This window comes from Pseudoalteromonas sp. MIP2626, from assembly GCF_013414205.1.
GTDB classification, from domain to species: Bacteria; Pseudomonadota; Gammaproteobacteria; order Enterobacterales; family Alteromonadaceae; genus Pseudoalteromonas; species Pseudoalteromonas nigrifaciens.
The window spans coordinates 131883-149257 of the sequence record NZ_JAATTW010000001.1 but is presented as its reverse complement, the minus strand read 5'-3'; the positions used below and the strand labels follow the sequence as shown (position 1 = coordinate 149257).

9 protein-coding genes are annotated in these 17375 nt (G+C 39.3%); 6 read left to right on the top strand and 3 right to left on the bottom strand.

The annotated features are described in order from the left end of the window. Positions 1-189 precede the first annotated feature (189 nt). A complete protein-coding gene (locus tag HC000_RS00605) occupies positions 190-2601 on the top strand; it encodes a VolA/Pla-1 family phospholipase (RefSeq protein ID WP_179806626.1) in 2412 nt (803 codons plus the stop codon). Positions 2602-2701: 100 nt separating this feature from the next. Continuing rightward, a complete protein-coding gene (sohB, locus tag HC000_RS00600) occupies positions 2702-3718 on the top strand; it encodes a protease SohB (protein ID WP_179806774.1) in 1017 nt (338 codons plus the stop codon). 85 nt (positions 3719-3803) lie between these two features. Here the strand turns inward: sohB and HC000_RS00595 are convergent, their stop codons facing one another. Next, positions 3804-5135 carry a dicarboxylate/amino acid:cation symporter gene (locus tag HC000_RS00595; protein WP_011328027.1) on the bottom strand — a complete coding sequence of 444 codons (1332 nt, stop codon included), beginning with the start codon at positions 5133-5135 and terminating at the stop codon, positions 3804-3806. 185 nt (positions 5136-5320) lie between these two features. On the opposite strand from HC000_RS00595, the gene HC000_RS00590 reads away from it, so the two are divergent. Both HC000_RS00590 and topA read left to right on the top strand, forming a co-directional pair. Beyond that, on the top strand, positions 5321-8032 hold the full coding sequence (locus HC000_RS00590; RefSeq protein ID WP_179806625.1) for an Ig-like domain-containing protein: 2712 nt from the start codon (positions 5321-5323) through the stop codon (positions 8030-8032). 253 nt (positions 8033-8285) lie between these two features. Then, on the top strand, positions 8286-11003 hold the full coding sequence (topA, locus tag HC000_RS00585) for a type I DNA topoisomerase (protein WP_179806624.1): 2718 nt from the start codon (positions 8286-8288) through the stop codon (positions 11001-11003). Between the two features lie 152 nt (positions 11004-11155). On the opposite strand, the gene HC000_RS00580 is transcribed toward topA, so the two are convergent. Continuing rightward, a complete protein-coding gene (locus HC000_RS00580) occupies positions 11156-11398 on the bottom strand; it encodes a hypothetical protein (RefSeq protein WP_011328030.1) in 243 nt (80 codons plus the stop codon). A gap of 224 nt (positions 11399-11622) precedes the next feature. On the opposite strand from HC000_RS00580, the gene HC000_RS00575 reads away from it, so the two are divergent. Then, positions 11623-12165, top strand: coding sequence for a TIGR00645 family protein (locus HC000_RS00575; protein ID WP_011328031.1), 543 nt, complete (start codon positions 11623-11625; stop codon positions 12163-12165). 60 nt (positions 12166-12225) lie between these two features. Here the strand turns inward: HC000_RS00575 and HC000_RS00570 are convergent, their stop codons facing one another. Next, positions 12226-13851, bottom strand: a complete 1626-nt coding sequence (locus HC000_RS00570) for an alpha-glucosidase family protein (RefSeq protein WP_179806623.1) — start codon at positions 13849-13851, stop codon at positions 12226-12228. A 660-nt stretch (positions 13852-14511) separates the two neighbouring features. Between HC000_RS00570 and HC000_RS00565 the strand changes: the two genes are divergently transcribed. Further along, complete coding sequence (locus HC000_RS00565; protein ID WP_179806773.1) at positions 14512-17298, top strand: TonB-dependent receptor; 2787 nt, start codon at positions 14512-14514, stop codon at positions 17296-17298. Positions 17299-17375 lie beyond the last annotated feature (77 nt).

Here is a 17375-nt window from a genome sequence, read left to right as displayed (position 1 = left end):
AATTTTTTTTGATTTTAACATAGCAAAACATTAAGTAATCGAATTTATTGTAAATTTAGGTGGCGAAAGTAGAAAGTTTACGTTAAGTTTAACTGGTCTAATGTCTCATTAATAAACTGATTACATTGTTTTAACTTAATATACTTAATAAACACACTATAAAAATAAGATATGTGCGGAGCCAACAATATGAAAAAAATGCTACTCTCACTCTCGGTTACAGCTGCTCTTGCAGGTTGTGGCGGCGGAGAAACGCTAGAAGATGTTAAAAACGATTCGGTTACAGTTATCCCAAAGGCGACGGTAAAGTTTGATCCCGCTAATGGGGTTATATCTGTACCCAATGATTTATTAATGAGCGGTACCCAAGATGGTACTTTAAATATTCCTGGGGAGTTAAATGACGCTAATGTGTCAATTCCTCGTGCTGCTTATGCTAACCCTCAACTTGCACTAGGTGCGCTTGATGGCTGGTCTACTCAAGTTCCTTTTAAAATAGATTTAACTTTCCCACCAAATGTAAGCCTAGATGCCACCTCTGCAGGTACACCAGGTTCAGTACGTATTTTTGAAGTAATAATGGGAGCAAGTTTAACAGATGAACAATGCTCACAAGCACCTGCAGGTGCTGCCTGTAAATTAGTAGGTGAACTACAATTTGGTGTGGACTTTATCACCCAAGCATCTGGTGATGCGGTGGCGGTTATTCCACTTAAGCCATTTAAAGCCGGCAGCTCTTATATTAATGTATTAACCACAGAGCTTAAAGACTCACAAGGGCGTGCTATTGAGCCGTCATCTACTTACGCTACAGTAAAACAAGAAGCGCCGTTAATTACGCCATCACAACTAGCGCTACAGGGGGCTGTTAATAGCTACGAAAATGTGGTTGTTAGTTCAGGCAATATTACTAAAGATGAAATTATTTTTTCTGCTGCAATGACCATGCAATCGGCAGGCCCTGTGCTTGGTACAATTAAAAAGTTATTAGCAGCGAGCCTGCAAAATCCAAATTTAACTAAACCGGTGCTGAGCATTCCAAATCAAGATATGACCACAGTAAAAGGAAAATTCAGTTATTTCCCTGATGTGTTTGCGGGCGTACAATATCAACGTGGTAGTATTAATCTACCCCAGTATTTAGGCACGCCTACAGGTAAAAAAAATAGCGATTTAAACGACACTTATTGGCAAGGCATGTGTGATAACGCAGTTGCTGTATTGGGTTATAAAGCACAAGCAGGTGCTGCATTTCCTACTGATCCAATTAGTGAAAATGACGGCGCATGTGCCGCATTAAGCGATGGAAAACTACGTGATTTAGGGTTAGATAGCACGCGTCATTTAACCAAATATAATTCTATACCAAAAGAGCAGAGTGTAGAAAAAGTACCAGTGCAAATTACCAAACCTATTTTGCCTATAATTAATGGTGTGCGCGCAAGTTTACAATTAGCACCTATTGCTATGCCTGAAAGTGGCTGGCCTGTAGTTATTATGCAGCACGGTATTACTACCAATAAAGAAACCATGCTTGCTTTAACGGCGCAGCTTTCTATTCAGGGTTTTGCCACAATTGCAATTGATCATCCGCGCCATGGCGAGCGAGGAATTGATGTAGATGCTGACGGTAACGATGACTTTAATGCAACCACAGGTTCGGTACTTAGTTATATGAATTTAAGCTCACTACTAGTTGCCCGTGATAGCTTACGTCAGTCGTCGGCTGATTTATTAGCACTAAGATTAGGTATTAATTTTTCAGGCGACCCAACTTTAAACCCACGAGATGTGAGCTATGTTGGTCACTCACTGGGTTCAATTGTAGCGCCGGCGTTTATTGCCCAAGCAAATAGCCCAATGGCTGAATCACTTGACCCACTGTTTAACGTTAATACAGTTGCGCTTGCAAGTGGCGGCGGTGGTATTGCCAGTTTCTTATTAGAATCTGCAACATTTGGCCCATTTATTCAAGGCTCGGTGTTATCACAAGCAGGTACAACCGAAGCAACTGAATTTAATGCATTTTTACAAGGTGATGCAATTTCTAACTGTGGTGCGTTACAGTCTGATATGCAAGCCTTCTTAAGCTGTGGTTACACCGAATATGCAACGGCTTTAACTATGGCTGGCGAAACGGGTAAGCTGGCAAATATTAAAGGCGTAATGACACAATTTGCTTTTGCAGCACAAACTGCACTAGATAGTGGCGACCCAACTAATTATGCCGCAACCGTTAAAGCACTCGAAACGCCTGTATATATGAACGTGGTAGTGGGCGATGGCAATAAGCCAGACCAAGTTATACCTCCAAGTGTTGCTAGCAATCCGCTTGCAGGTAGTTTACCACTGGCCAACTTTATGGGCTTAGAAACAGTGAGCACATCACAAGCACCTAGTGCCACGCCGTCTAGCTATTTAGTTAAATTTACAAAAGGGCATCACGGTTCAGTATTAACACCAGCGCCTAGTGAAGAGGCGGGATCGGATGCTGCAGGTAGCTTAGCTGCTAACTCTGAAATGCAATTGCAAATTGCAACTTACTTAGCCGCTCGTGGTCGTTTGTTGTTAATTACAAATAGTGATGTTGTGACCGATTAATAGCTTACAACGCAATTAAGTAACCAAAGCCACTGTTTAGTGGCTTTTTTTTGTTAAAAAGCATGCTAAATTAGCTGAAATTTATAAATGGAGAAAAGTGTTGGAATTTTTATACGAATACGGTTTGTTTTTCGCTAAAACGGTTACTTTTGTTATTGCTATAGCCATTATTTTAATGCTGATAGTTGGTGCGGCAGTTAAGCCAAAAGCTAAAAAGGGTGAAATACAAATAGATAATATATCTGAGCAACTAGATAATATTAAACAAAGCTTTTTACACAATACTTTAGGTAAAAAAGAACTTAAAGCACATCAAAAAAAGCTTAAGGCAGATAATAAAAAAAATGACAGTAAAGAGCCAAAACCGCGATTATATGTGGTTGACTTTATAGGCAGTATGGATGCACATGAAGTAGAGAGTTTAAGAGAGGAAATAACCGCTATTATTTCTATTGCAGATGCGAGCAAAGATAAAGTACTTATTCGTTTAGAAAGTGGAGGTGGGGTAGTACATGGTTATGGGCTTGCAGCTTCACAGTTACAGCGCATTAAAAATGCAGGTATACCTTTGAGTGTTGCTATAGATAAAGTAGCAGCAAGCGGTGGTTATATGATGGCCTGTGTTGCTGATGAAATTATTGCAGCGCCATTTGCTATTGTAGGCTCGATTGGCGTAATAGCGCAAATACCTAACTTTAATAAAATATTAAAGAAAAACGATGTTGAATTTGAGCAAATTACTGCGGGGGAGTTTAAACGTACTCTTACTTTATTTGGCGAGAACACCGATAAAGCACGTGAAAAATTTCGTGAAGAAATTGAGCAAACTCATGGCTTATTTAAAACTTTTGTAAGCACGCAGCGCCCAAGTTTAGATATAAGCTTAGTTGCTACAGGTGAGCATTGGTTTGCGACTCAAGCAATAGAGAAAGGCTTGGTGGATGTTATAAAAACCAGTGATGATGCTTTGCTTGAACAACAAGATGAGCGTCAAATTTATAAGATTAAATATAAGATTAAAAAAGGTTTAAGTGACAAGTTAGCACTTGGCTTTAGTAGTGCAGTTAATAAGGCAGGGGTTAATTTAGTTTCTAAGTTTAAATCATTAAATCCATAAATAGTGGATTACTTTAAGCTTAATTAGCTTTGGCCAATAAAAAACCCTTGAATTAATCAAGGGTTTTTTAATGCGAAGTTATTTACTAATTCATAGATTTACTTATGTTTTCTAAATCTTTCGCGGCATTTGGGTCATTATAAATAGACTCATCTAGCTGACCTTCAGATTTAGCAACCACACAGGTAACCATACAGTCACCCGTAATATTAACTGCAGTGCGGGTCATATCTAGCAATCTATCTACACCAATAATTATTGCAATACCCTCTACTGGTAGGCCTACTTGATTAAGTACCATTGCTAACATAATTAAGCCAACACCCGGTACGCCGGCCGTGCCAACAGACGCTAACGTAGCCGTTAAAATTACCATTAAGTAATCAGAAATGGTTAAATCAACACTAAACACTTGTGCAATAAATACAGTGGCAACCCCTTGCATAATGGCAGTGCCATCCATGTTTATGGTTGCACCTAGCGGAATAGTAAATGAAGCAACAGAGTTATTAACCCCGAGTTTTTTAGTGGCTGTTTCAAGAGTAATTGGCATAGTTGCACTTGAACTTGAAGTACTAAAACCAAACAAACAGGCGTGTTTCATTTTCTTTAAGAAAATTACAGGGTTTAAACCAGTCAATAGTTTTAATAACAAACTGTAATTTACAAACGCATGTAATAATAAAGCGGCAACCACTACAAAAAAGTACTTAGCCAAGCTAACAATTAAGTTTAACTCTATGGTAGTAAATAACTTTGCCATTAAGAAAAACACCCCGTAAGGCGCAACGTTCATTAACAAAGTAACTAGTTTTAAAATTACCGTATTAAGGTCTTCAAAAACCACCGCTACGCGTTTTCCTGCATTACCACTAAGTGCCATAGCAATACCAAACAGTAATGCGAAAACAATAACTTGAAGCATATTACCTTTTGCCATAGCTTCAAAAGGGTTGGTTGGAAACATATCTATAATAACGCGCGCTAAGGTAGGTGCCTCAGATACGTCGTAACTTGCATCTGTTGGCAAGTCAATACCTACGCCAGGGCTAAACAGTAAAGCCAAAGTAATAGCCAGAGTAATAGCTAAGGCTGTGGTAATTAAATATAAACCAATTGATTTACCACCCAAGCTGCCTAATTTTTTAGGATCGCTTAAGCTACATGTGCCACACACTAAAGATACAAATACTAAAGGAACAACCAGCATTTTTAAGCTGGCAATAAATATTTGCCCACCAATGTGAAAAATTCCATCAACAAAAAAAGCTTTAATTGGCAAAGAGAATAACCCAAGTGGTATTAGGTAATCGTCTTCACCAGCTAATATAGCTTGAAATAAAAAGCCTACGGCAATACCTAATGCCATGCCTATCATTATGCGAGTTGTTAAGCTCATTGAACGTATTTTCGACATATTTCCAATCTATTTTTTATAAATTAGGCATAGACTAACAGCATGTAATTTTTTTTACAGAAAAAACGTCAACTTTTTAAAAATTTTTATCGCAAAAAAGAGTAAAAATCTGAGACTTTAGACTAAGTTATAGGTTAACATTAAGTAAATAAGTTTAACTTAGTAATAGCGCAACGGAGAAACCTATGCCTTTAACTCGTTTGCTCAGCATTATATGGCTCAGCACATTACTCATCGCCTGTGGCGGTGGTGGCTCACTGGAAAAAGAAAGTGGAACCGTTGGCGGTGATACTGGAGGCACCGGTGGAGACGTTGTCGAACAAGCAATTCAAGTTGAACTTGATTTTGAAGATAGAATTGTTACTGCCGATAACCCGCTAGAGGTGGTTGCAACGGTAACCGGAAGTGATGGTCAACCTGTTGTGCGTCAAGAGGTAAGCTTTACCACAACACTGGGTTCTTTTATACCGGCTACAGGTAGCGCTTTAACAAATTCCAGCGGTGTTGCAACTATCGAGCTTAGCGCGGGTAGTGTTGAAGGAGCAGGAACCATTGTTGCCAGCTACGAAGATGCCACAAATAAACTTGGCTTTTACACGGCAGGTGATGAGCCTCAATCGAATGACTCAACCGCAAACATTGACATTAAAATTTTACAAAACTGTCCTGATAGCTGGTTAAATATAGACAGAGATTCTATAGAGCTTGATCCATCTGACTGTTCTCAAAATAGTAATTTACTTGGGCAACAAGCTATTGTATACGCAAAAATCACAAAACCTGGCAGTAATACGCCAGCAAGTAATGTACTGGTTCAAGCGACAACAACGCTAGGTATTTTATTACCTGAAAGCTTAACGGCTAAAACGGATGCGTTTGGTGTTGCTATTTTGAATTTATTGCCTGGCAGTAGCTCAGGTGTTGGCCAAGTTGAGTTAACCGCTCAGGGCGGCGTTGCGAGTGCTTTATTTGAAATTAACGCTGTTCAAGTAAATGTAAATTTAAGCGCGGGTATTGCAACTGGTGATGTGTTGTCTGCAGGTTCTACTACTATTATTACCGCTCAGATTGTAGATGGCAGCAATAACTTATTCACCACTCCACTTGAAGTACAATTTACCTCGGCATGTGCAGAAGAATCTACTCCTAGAGCCACTATCGATAGTGTGGTAACTAGCATTGGCGGCACAGCAAGAGCAACTTATAAAGCGGATGGTTGTAATGGTATAGATACGATTACAGCAACCGTGGTTACCGGTGGCAACGTTGCTACTAAAACAATTAATATTAATGTAGCTGCCGCTCAAACGGGTTCAATCGCGTTTATGGGTGTGACCAATCAAGTGTTAGCTATTAAAGGAGCTGGCGGTCAGACTCTCACTGAAAATTCAGAGCTTACCTTTAAACTTTTAGATATTAATGGTAACCCTGTTGGTCAAAAGCAAATTGATTTTGCTCTTTCGCAAAACCCCGGCGGCGCGTTGCTAGACAGTGCATTTCAGTTTACCAATAATGAAGGTTTAGTAACTGTAAATGTCCGCTCAGGAAGAGCCGCAGGAGTTTTATCTGTTATTGCATCACATCAAGTTGAGGCTGGCGACACATCACAAAATAATGTGATCTCTATTGTCTCTAATGACATAACCATTACCACTGGTGTGCCAGATCAGGATAGTTTTACGCTTGCAGTGCAAACATTTAATACCGAGTCATTAAATGAAGCCGGGGTGACAACAGACTTAACTGTATTTGCAGCCGATCACTTTAATAATTTTGTTCCTGATAACACGGCAATTTATATAGCCAGCGAAGGTGGTGCAGTAGGCACAATAGATGATCAACAATTTACACCTTTATTACTTTGTCGCACCATAGATGGTGTGTGTAAAGCGCAGTGGCGTAGCCAAAACCCAATTCCTTATCATTACAGCATTTATAAAAACTCTGTGGCTGATAAGTGTGACCGTTTTTTTGGTCAAGCAGCACCTTGTACATTAGGTATCAGAGAGTCACAACTAGACACAAACGGCAATCTACTTACCTATCTTGATAGTAGTGGTAACCCGATATCACTTGCGGATGCGCCAAGTAACGCGCCAATAGATTATCCATTAGGTGGTCGTGTAAGCTTGCTAGCATACTCAGTGGGTGAAGAATCATTTAATGATGTATCTGCTAACGGTGAATTTGATCAAAACGAGTTTGATTCTACATTACAAGATTTACCTGAAGCATTTATAGATTTTAATGAAAACGGTATTTTTGACGGAAATTTACCCGCACCTGCGAACCCTATAAATTCTAATGGCGGTGAGGATGAGTGGTATGTGGAGCGCTCTGGTGCACTAAATAATGGTCAGTTTGATTCCGGCGATGGCATTTACAATGGCTTGTTATGTAGTGACGAGGCGCTTGCTGCAAATGCATGTACGCGTGAAACAGTAAATGTACGCGATCGTTCAGAGTTAGTGATGTCTGGAAGTACACCTTACATTAGAGCTGTAACGGCTTTAGATGACTGTAGTTTAAGTGATGGTATTCGCTTAGAAGCTTCCGATATGGCGGGTATGTGTGACATAAACCTTATTGATATTAGCAATTCCACACCTTACAGCGCGATTTCAGTGACTATCTTCTTCAGTGATATTCATAATAATCCATTGCCTGCAGGTACTACAGTTACTGTCACTGCCGACAATGGTGTGTTAAGAGGGTTAACAGATTACACCGTTGTGAATACTGCTCAACAAGTGCCTATCTCTGTTTCAGTAAATATTACAAAAGAGGCTGAGCCAAATGATGTTGATTCTGGCTTTTTATACATCGAATTTGTGACCCCTGGTGGGGTGAAAACTCAATATACCGTGATGTCGATTTTAGACGAGCCTAAGGTTTAAAATTAATAAAGCATAGAAAATGCCAACCAATAAGGTTGGCATTTTTGTTTCTATTCTATATATTTCACATCAATTATTCAAAAAGCACTGGTTTGATTAAATTTACAACAGAAATTGTTTGTTTATTCAGTAAATACTGAAAAATTTGTATTAAAAGCTTGTAACAGTTAGTGTTTGTAGATATACCTATAAATATTCGCGCCGCATGAGTCGGCTAAACACATTTAAAAAACTAGGTTAGAAATAGGCAACTATGGGCAAATCGCTAGTAATTGTAGAGTCACCTGCTAAGGCTAAAACAATTAATAAATACTTAGGTAATGATTTTATCGTAAAGTCCAGTATTGGACACGTGCGAGATTTACCTACTTCAGGTTCTGGAAAAAACAAAGTGCCAGCGACTAAAACGCCGGCTGAAGTGCGTAAATTACCACCTGAAGAGAAAGCAGCGTATAAAAAGCAACGAGACTATTCTAACTTAGTCGCGCGTATGGGCATTGACCCTGATAAAGGCTGGGAACCACATTACGAAATACTGCCAGGAAAAGAAAAGGTAGTACAAGAGCTTAAAAAGCTTGCCGAAAACGCTGACCAAATATACCTCGCAACGGATTTGGATAGAGAAGGGGAAGCAATTGCTTGGCACCTCCAAGAAATTATTGGCGGTGAGCCTGCAAAATATAAGCGTGTGGTTTTTAACGAAATTACAAAAAACGCAATTCAGCAAGCATTCGAAACACCCGGTGAGCTTAATACCGATATGGTATATGCGCAGCAAACACGTCGTTTTTTAGACCGTGTTGTTGGTTTTATGGTATCTCCTTTACTGTGGGCAAAAGTGGCACGTGGACTTTCGGCTGGACGTGTTCAATCGGTAGCAGTACGCTTACTCGTTGAGCGTGAACGCGAAATTAAAGCGTTTATACCTGAAGAGTTTTGGGATATTCATGCTGACGTTAAAAATGCAGAGTCAGAGTTACGCTTAGAAGTAGCCAAACAAGCAGGCAAGCCATTTAAGCCAGTAAATGAAGCTCAGGCAAGCGCAGCAGTTAAAAGCCTTGAGAATGCAGAATATAAAGTTATAAGCGTTGACGAAAAACCAAGTAAAAGTCGCCCAAGTGCGCCTTTAATCACCTCAACTATGCAACAAGCAGCCAGTACACGTTTAGGCTATGGCGTTAAAAAAACCATGATGCTAGCGCAGCGCTTGTACGAAGGCGGTTACATTACCTATATGCGTACCGACTCAACTAATCTGTCAAAAGATGCGGTTGCTATGTGTCGCGAATATGTAACAGAGCAATTTGGTGAAAAATACTTACCTAAAGATCCTATTAATTATAGCTCAAAAGGCAATGCACAAGAGGCGCATGAAGCAATTCGTCCATCTAGTGTAACTGTGCTTTCGGGGCATATTGAAGGGGTTGATGCCGATGCTAAAAAACTATATGAGCTAATTTGGCGTCAATTTGTAGCGTGCCAAATGGTACCTGCAGAATACGACTTAACGACATTAACGGTAGCAGCAAATGACTTCCAACTAAAAGCCAAAGGCCGTGTGCTACGCTTTGATGGTTGGACTAAAGTACAGCCTGCTATTCGTAAAAAGAACGAAGAAGATCAGTCTTTACCTGCAGTAACAGTAGGCGAAACATTAACGTTAATTGAACTTGACCCTAAGCAACACTTTACTAAACCGCCAGCGCGTTTTAGCGAAGCGAGTTTAGTAAAAGAGCTTGAAAAACGTGGTATTGGCCGCCCATCTACTTATGCATCTATTATTTCTACTATTCAAGATCGCGGTTATGTACGGGTTGAAAACCGTCGTTTCTTCGCTGAAAAAATGGGTGAAATAGTTACCGACCGCTTAGTAGAAAATTTTGAAGACTTAATGAACTTTGACTTTACTGCCAAAATGGAAGGTCGTTTAGATGATATCGCCGAAGGCAAGCGCATTTGGACCGAAGTACTCGATAAGTTTTATGCCGACTTTTCAACGCAATTAACTGTTGCGAAAGACGAGCCTGAAAATGGCGGAATGCGTCTTAATGAAATGGTCGAAACTGATATTGAATGTCCGACTTGTAGCCGTAAAATGGGTATCCGTACCGCATCTACTGGCGTGTTCTTAGGGTGTACTGGTTATAACTTGCCACCAAAAGAGCGTTGTACAACAACGATGAACTTAGTATCGGGCGATGAAGCAGTTGCCGCAGACAGTGCCGATGCAGAAGATCTTGAAACTGAAACATTAATGCAAATGAAACGTTGCCCAATTTGTGAAACGGCAATGGATTCATACCTAATCGACGAAACCCGTAAATTACATGTATGTGGTAATAACCCAGCATGTAGTGGCCATGTAGTTGAGCAGGGCACGTTTAAAATTAAAGGCTATGACGGGCCTCTTATTGAATGTGATAAGTGTGGCGCGGATATGGAATTAAAATCGGGACGTTTTGGTAAGTACTTTGGTTGTAATAACGATGAGTGTAAAAATACCCGTAAGTTACTTAAAAACGGTGAAGCTGCGCCGCCAAAAGAAGACCCTGTTCACATTACCGAATTAGAATGTGAAAAGTCAGATGCGTATTTTGTTTTACGTGATGGCGCTGCAGGTATTTTCTTGGCTGCAAATACCTTCCCTAAATCGCGAGAAACACGCGCCCCCAAAGTAGAAGAGTTACAGCGTTTTAGAGATCGTATTTCGCCTAAGTTTTACTACTTAGCTGATGCACCAGCACAAGATCCTGATGGTAATCTTGCTGTTGTGCGTTACAGTCGTAAGAATAAATCACAGTATGTAATGACCGAAGTCGACGGTAAAGCGACCGGTTGGACTGCGCATTATGTTGCGGGTAAGTGGGTTGAAGAAGCGAAGAAAAAAGCAGCACCAAAAAAGAAAGCAGCTGCCAAAAAAGCGCCTGCTAAAACTAAGGCTAAAGCAAAAACTAAAAAAGATGATGAATAAATAATACTAATATAAGTATTTAATTTTTCTCTTTTTGAAAGCAATAAAAAACCGGAATACACTTTGAGTGTCGATTCCGGTTTTTTTATATCTAATTAAAAGTGTTCGCAACGGCTGTATTAGCAATAGACTTAATTAGACAATAAACTTAATTAAATTTTTACTGCAGAGACCTTTTTGTAGCCTTCTGATACAAGCTCATCATTCACGCACTTTAATACATAGCCATAAAGCTCTTCATTGCTTACGTCGTCATCTTTAGCCCAGTTAACACACATTTCTGTGTATTCTTTAACTGTTTCAGCTGAAGCGTCCGCCGCATCTTCTGCAACCACATTAAGTGCAGACAGTGCAAATAGAGGTGCTACGATTAATGCTAGCAATGCTTTGTTCATTTGTTTATTCCTAAAAAATTTTATGACAATTGTTATTTAAAACAAGTGTACCCAAACCAGAACAACTCTGTTGGTATGCTGATTTTTAATCGAATTTGAAATAAAAGATAACGAAATATTTTTATCGTCAGGATAAGGAATACTAAAATTGCAATAGGCTCAACTCATTGTATTAGAATAGGAAATAAGTTAATGTTAAATTTTAATGGTAATTAGGATCATACATGGACGAATCATCAAGCTCTAAGCCAACCAAAACAAATAAAATAGAATCGGTATTGGAGTGTTTTATATTTAATGGACGTTGGTTAATAGCACCATTTTTTGTTGGGTTATTATTTGCGGTAATAGTATTATTAATAAAGTTTTTTAAGCAGCTTTACTATATGGGGAGCTCAGTATTTAGTGCGTCTAATCAAGATATGTTAGTTGCTATTCTAACATTGGTTGACACCACGCTTTTAGCTGGCTTGTTAATGATAGTTATTTTTAGCGGTTATGAGAGTTTTGTGTCTAAGCTTAAAACTAATAACCATGAAGACAGACCTGCTTGGATGGGAAAAGTTGGCTTTTCCGGTTTGAAAATGAAACTGATCAGTGCAATTGTTGCTATTTCTGCTGTAGAATTATTAAAAGTATTTTTAAACTCAGCACAATATTCATCAGATCAGCTTATATTTAAAATAGTAATCCACCTAACCTTTGTTGTTTCAGGGGTACTGTTTGCGTTTACCGATTATTTAAACTGTAAAACTAGCAGTCATTAAGTTGTAAGCTATAAAAAAGCCTGAGCGTACTCAGGCTTTTGTTTTTATATTAAATGACTTTTAGCTACATTGGGCGTAATAGCAGCCAAAACCATTCATTATTAGCTGGTTATTACTCAAAGTAGCATTGTGATGCGAAAGCGTGTCATACGCTTTAGTTATAGCTACCGGCAAACTTAATCTTGCTTGTTGCGCACTTAAATTAAATACACACAGCATTTTTTCATTATTAAGTGTTCTATAAAACGCCAGGATCGGTTCAGCCGTTTGGATAAACTCAATATCGCCTGTAATCATCACCGCTTGCGTTTTACGCCAAGCCATAAATTCACGGTACGCGTTTAAAATAGAGTTTTTATCGCTATTTTGCTCTGCTACCGATTGAGATTTGTGTGCTGTGTCTACAGGCAACCAAGGCTTATTTTCACTAAACCCAGCATAATCTACTTGCTCATTTTCCCAAGGTATTGGAGTTCTACAGCCATCACGTCCTTTAAAGTTAGGCCAAAATGTAATTCCGTAAGGGTCTTGTAAGTCTTCAAAGGCCACGTTTGCTTCGCCCAAACCTAGCTCTTCCCCTTGATACATACATACACTACCACGCAGTGAAGCGAGTAGGGCTGTAAGCATTTTACATTGGGCAGGGTTAATTTCGCCATTGTCGCTCCAACGGCTCGCAACACGTTCTACATCATGGTTACTAAACGCCCAGCAAGGCCAACCTTCAGTCATTTGCTGCTCAAGCGTTTGCACTGTTGTTCTAATGTATTCACTAGAGTAGTCATCAGTGAGTAATTCAAAGCTGTAGCCCATGTGTAGCTTATCGTCACCTTGGGTATACTGCGCCATGGTAGCGAGTGAATCTTCAGATGATATTTCACCCAATGAAACCGCACCTGGATACTTATTAAGTAAGGCACGAATATCTTGCATAAACTCGATGTTTTCTGGTTGGGTGTTGTTGTAATAGTGATACTGAAACGCGTACGGGTTATCTTCACTAAAACCGCGGCCTTGGCGCTTATCTTTTGGTTTTGCAGGATTGTCGCGTAATTGCGCATCGTGGTAGCAAAAGTTAATTGCATCGAGCCTAAAGCCATCTACACCTTTTTTCAGCCAAAATTCCACGTTATCAAGCACAGCTTGTCTAACATCTGGATTATGAAAGTTTAAATCGGGCTGCTCGGTAAAAAAGTTGTGTAAATAATACTGACCTCGGCGCGGCTCCCACTGCCATGCCGGGCCGCCAAAAATAGATAACCAATTATTAGGTGCTGTACCATCTTCTTTTGACTCAGCCCAAACATACCAATCAGACTTATCATTAGTGGTATTTTCGCGGCTATCTAAAAACCATTGATGTTGATCAGAGGTATGGCTGAGTACTTGGTCAATAATAATTTTAATATCGCGGGCATGCGCTTGTTCAATTAGCGCATCAAAATCGTTTAAATCACCAAATATTGGGTCAATATCTCGGTAGTCGCTAATATCGTAACCAAAGTCTTTCATTGGCGATTTAAAAAAAGGTGAAATCCAAATAGCATCAACACCTAAGCTTTTAATATAATCAATGCGATTAATTATCCCCTTTAAGTCACCAATACCATCATTGTTGCTATCTTGAAAGCTACGCGGATAAACCTGATAAATTACCGCACCTTTGTACCACTGCTGTTGGGCCATGCTTTTCTCCGTCATTGCACACCGTATTTCGATTACGCTAAATATGGTTTGTTAACTCACCATATAATATTTCTAAAACCATACGTGAAGCCCGTGATTTTGTAAAAATACTGCATACGTATGCAGTAAAATACACACTTTTTAAGTATTAAAAAAATCACTAAAAACCAATTAAATATTTTAAATTAGCGAGAAAACAACCTTACCAATTAAGGTTTTTAAATTGATTTATAGGTTAATTCTTATTTTAATCATTATTAACAATGGCTTGAGTTAATCGCCTCTATACTTCATTGGTCTTACCAATTGTACGCCCAACAATAAGCGTATACAGAGCAGGGATCAGCTTAAATATGGTTATTTTTATTCAGTTTAAATTTAACAACATGCTCCTTTTATTGATAAATATAATTACTTAACTAAATTTATTAAGAAATTAATGTAAAGTTATAAAAGGCAATAAAAACAATGATTTATGATGTTTCAGGTTGTTTTTATGTTAATATGATGTCAATGTGCAAGTGTTGAATACGTATGCATAAAGTTGTTAATAAAATGAAGAGAGCGTTAACATTAATCCTGACAACAAAATTAGCTCACTTTGTTTGACTATCACTCAAACAAAGCGAGGATCACACTATGGGTAACGGGAAAAACATCATGTCTATGTTCAAACCAAGTATATTAACGTTGGCATTAACAGCTGCTGGTTTATCAAGCTTTGCTACTGCTGCCGCGCAAGAAAATACAATAAAAAAAGAAGACGTTGAAATCATCGAAGTTAAAGGTTTTCGTGGCAGTTTAGTTGAGTCAATAAACACCAAACGTTTTTCTACACAGGTTGTAGAGTCAATTTCTGCTGAAGATATTGGTAAATTACCAGACTCATCTATTGCAGAATCTATTGCACGCTTACCGGGTTTAACCGCGCAGCGTCTTGATGGCCGAGCAAGTCGTGTAAGTGTGCGTGGCTTTAGCGAAAATGAAAGTGCCACTACCTTTAATGGTCGCGAGCAAGTTTCTATTGGTGACAACCGTGGTGTTGAATTTGACCTGTACCCATCAGAAATAATGAGCGGTGTAACCGTTTATAAAACGCCTAATGCAAGTCTTGATGCAGAAGGTATTGCTGGTGTAATCGACATGCAAACCGTTAAGCCTTTAAGTAAAGGTGAGCGTGTGATCATGTTTAATGGCCAATTAGAGCAAACAGGTTTTGATAAATTAAACCCTGATGGCAACGACAGTGGTTATCGCGGCACAATTTCGTACATTGACCAGTTTGCAGATGACACCATAGGTGTTGCGTTTGCTTATAATAAAATGAGTTCACCAAACCAAGAAAAACGATGGAACTCATGGGGCTACCCTGAATTTGAAGCAGCTGGCGAGCAATATTCTATATTAGGTGGTGCAAAACCTTATGTGCGCTCATCAACACTTGAACGTGATTCAGCAATGTTTGTACTTGAAGCCGCACCAACTGATCGTTTAAACATGACGTTTGATGCGCTTTATGTTGATTTTTCAGATGAGAAGATATTACGTGGTATAGAAGTACCTTTTGCATGGGGCCAAGGCACAATAGATGCTTCAAGCGCTGAAATAGATGAGTCGTCTGGTTTTATCACCAGTGCAGTTACACAAGGGCAACGAGTTGTCGTTCGTAACGATTATGAAGAACGTAATGCTGAGCTAACGCAATTTGGTTTTAACACTAAATACGATATTAATGATTCATGGTCGTTAGAGTTTGATGCCAGTGTATCTGAAGTAAAACGTGAAATTTGGAGTATCGAAAGTTACTCTGGTACAGGGCGTGGCGATGCAAATGGCGTGGCTGATAACATAGGTTATGCCTTTGATGGTGGCAATACTGGCGCGCAATTTAGTCATGAATTAGATTACAGTGATTATGATCTTATTCAATTAGGCGGCCCGTTATCTTGGGGAGCGAGTTCAGCCCTTAACGACAAATACGGTTTAATGGGCACTGCTTATGAAAACACAGCACAAGACGGTTTTATTAATGCCCCAGAAATTAACGATGAACTACAAACATTAAAGCTTGCTGCGAGCAAAGCACTCGAAAATGAGTATTTTAGTAAAGTAAGCTTTGGTGTTTCATATCGGGATCGCGAAAAAAGTAAGTTGTCTGAAGGGTATTACATGACCTTAAAAGACTTCTCGCTTGCCAGTCCAGGTATGTTGGCTATTCCTGAGCAATACCGTGAAGGGTCTGCTAGCTTAGACTTTATTGGTATGGGTAACATGGTTGCCTACGATACAAACGGCTTAGTAAACGATGGCTACTACGACCTATTACAAGAAAGCCTTACAAACCAAAAGCACAAAACGCAATCTTGGACTGTTCAAGAAGAAGTAATTGCAGTATTTGCACAGCTAGATATTAACGCAGAAATTGGCTCAATTCCGGTAACGGGTAATATTGGTGCGCGTTATGTACAAACAGATCAATCATCACAAGGCTCTGCTGCTAATACAGTTAATGGCTTAGTGGTTGTAACGCCTACCGATGTTAGCCATGACTATAGCCACTTTTTACCAAGCATAAACTTATCGTTTGCAATTGATGAAGAGCAAACAATACGTTTTGGTGCAGCAAAAACAATTTCGCGCGCACGTCTTGATGAAATGAATGCATCAATAAATGCCACTTACAGCCAAACACAACCAGACGATAACGGTAATTTTTGGAGCATTTCGGGTGGTAATCCAAAGCTTGAGCCTAAAGAAGCAACAGGCTTTGACCTAAGCTACGAAAACTATTTTGATGCAGAAGGTTACTTTGCTGCAGCATTCTTCTACAAAGATATTACGCAATGGATTTTTGATGGTACCTATGATGTAGATATGACAGGTGTTGCAGACCCATCTACAGGTGAAATTCCAGCTACGTCTACCGGCACAGGCTCAGGTAAAGTAAATGGCGGTGAAGGCGACCTTTGGGGTTATGAGCTATCTTTATCATTACCATTTAGCGTATTTCATCCAAGCCTAGAAGGTTTTGGTTTAATTGCTAGCCATACAGGTGTAGAGCAAGACTTGAGTGATCAAAATGGTAACGAATATGAGTTACCAGGCTTATCAGACCAAATCGACAGCTTAACCTTTTATTATGAGCACAGCGGTTTTCAAGCACGTACCAGTATGCGCAAACGTAGTGACTTTAAAGGTGACGTATATGGTTTAGGCTTTGAAACCACTCAAGTTGATATCAAAGGCGAAACAATTTGGGATGCACAATTAGGTTATGACTTTAGCGAAGGCGGTTTTGATAGCTTAGCTGGCTTAAGTGTTACCTTCCAAGTGCAAAATATTACCGAAGAACCTTTTGTATCGCTGCAAGGCGATAACGACCTACAAATACGTGACTACCAAGATTATGGCCGTACATTTTTACTAGGCTTTAGTTATAAACTCTAGTTTTATTTAGCGTTGAAAAGCCCTTGTGATTTGCTTTACAAGGGCTTTTTTATATCACATTCAATACTGGTTTATTC

Excerpts from the sequence above, each read along its gene's own strand:
- HC000_RS00605 (WP_179806626.1), top strand. The coding sequence starts at position 190 with ATGAAAAAAATGCTACTCTCACTCTCGGTTACAGCTGCTCTTGCAGGT.
- HC000_RS00565 (WP_179806773.1), top strand. The coding sequence starts at position 14,512 with ATGTCTATGTTCAAACCAAGTATATTAACGTTGGCATTAACAGCTGCT.
- HC000_RS00580 (WP_011328030.1), bottom strand. The coding sequence starts at position 11,398 with ATGAACAAAGCATTGCTAGCATTAATCGTAGCACCTCTATTTGCACTG.
- HC000_RS00590 (WP_179806625.1), top strand. The coding sequence starts at position 5,321 with ATGCCTTTAACTCGTTTGCTCAGCATTATATGGCTCAGCACATTACTC.
- HC000_RS00570 (WP_179806623.1), bottom strand. The coding sequence starts at position 13,851 with ATGGCCCAACAGCAGTGGTACAAAGGTGCGGTAATTTATCAGGTTTAT.
- topA (WP_179806624.1), top strand. The coding sequence starts at position 8,286 with ATGGGCAAATCGCTAGTAATTGTAGAGTCACCTGCTAAGGCTAAAACA.
- HC000_RS00595 (WP_011328027.1), bottom strand. The coding sequence starts at position 5,135 with ATGTCGAAAATACGTTCAATGAGCTTAACAACTCGCATAATGATAGGC.
- HC000_RS00575 (WP_011328031.1), top strand. The coding sequence starts at position 11,623 with ATGGACGAATCATCAAGCTCTAAGCCAACCAAAACAAATAAAATAGAA.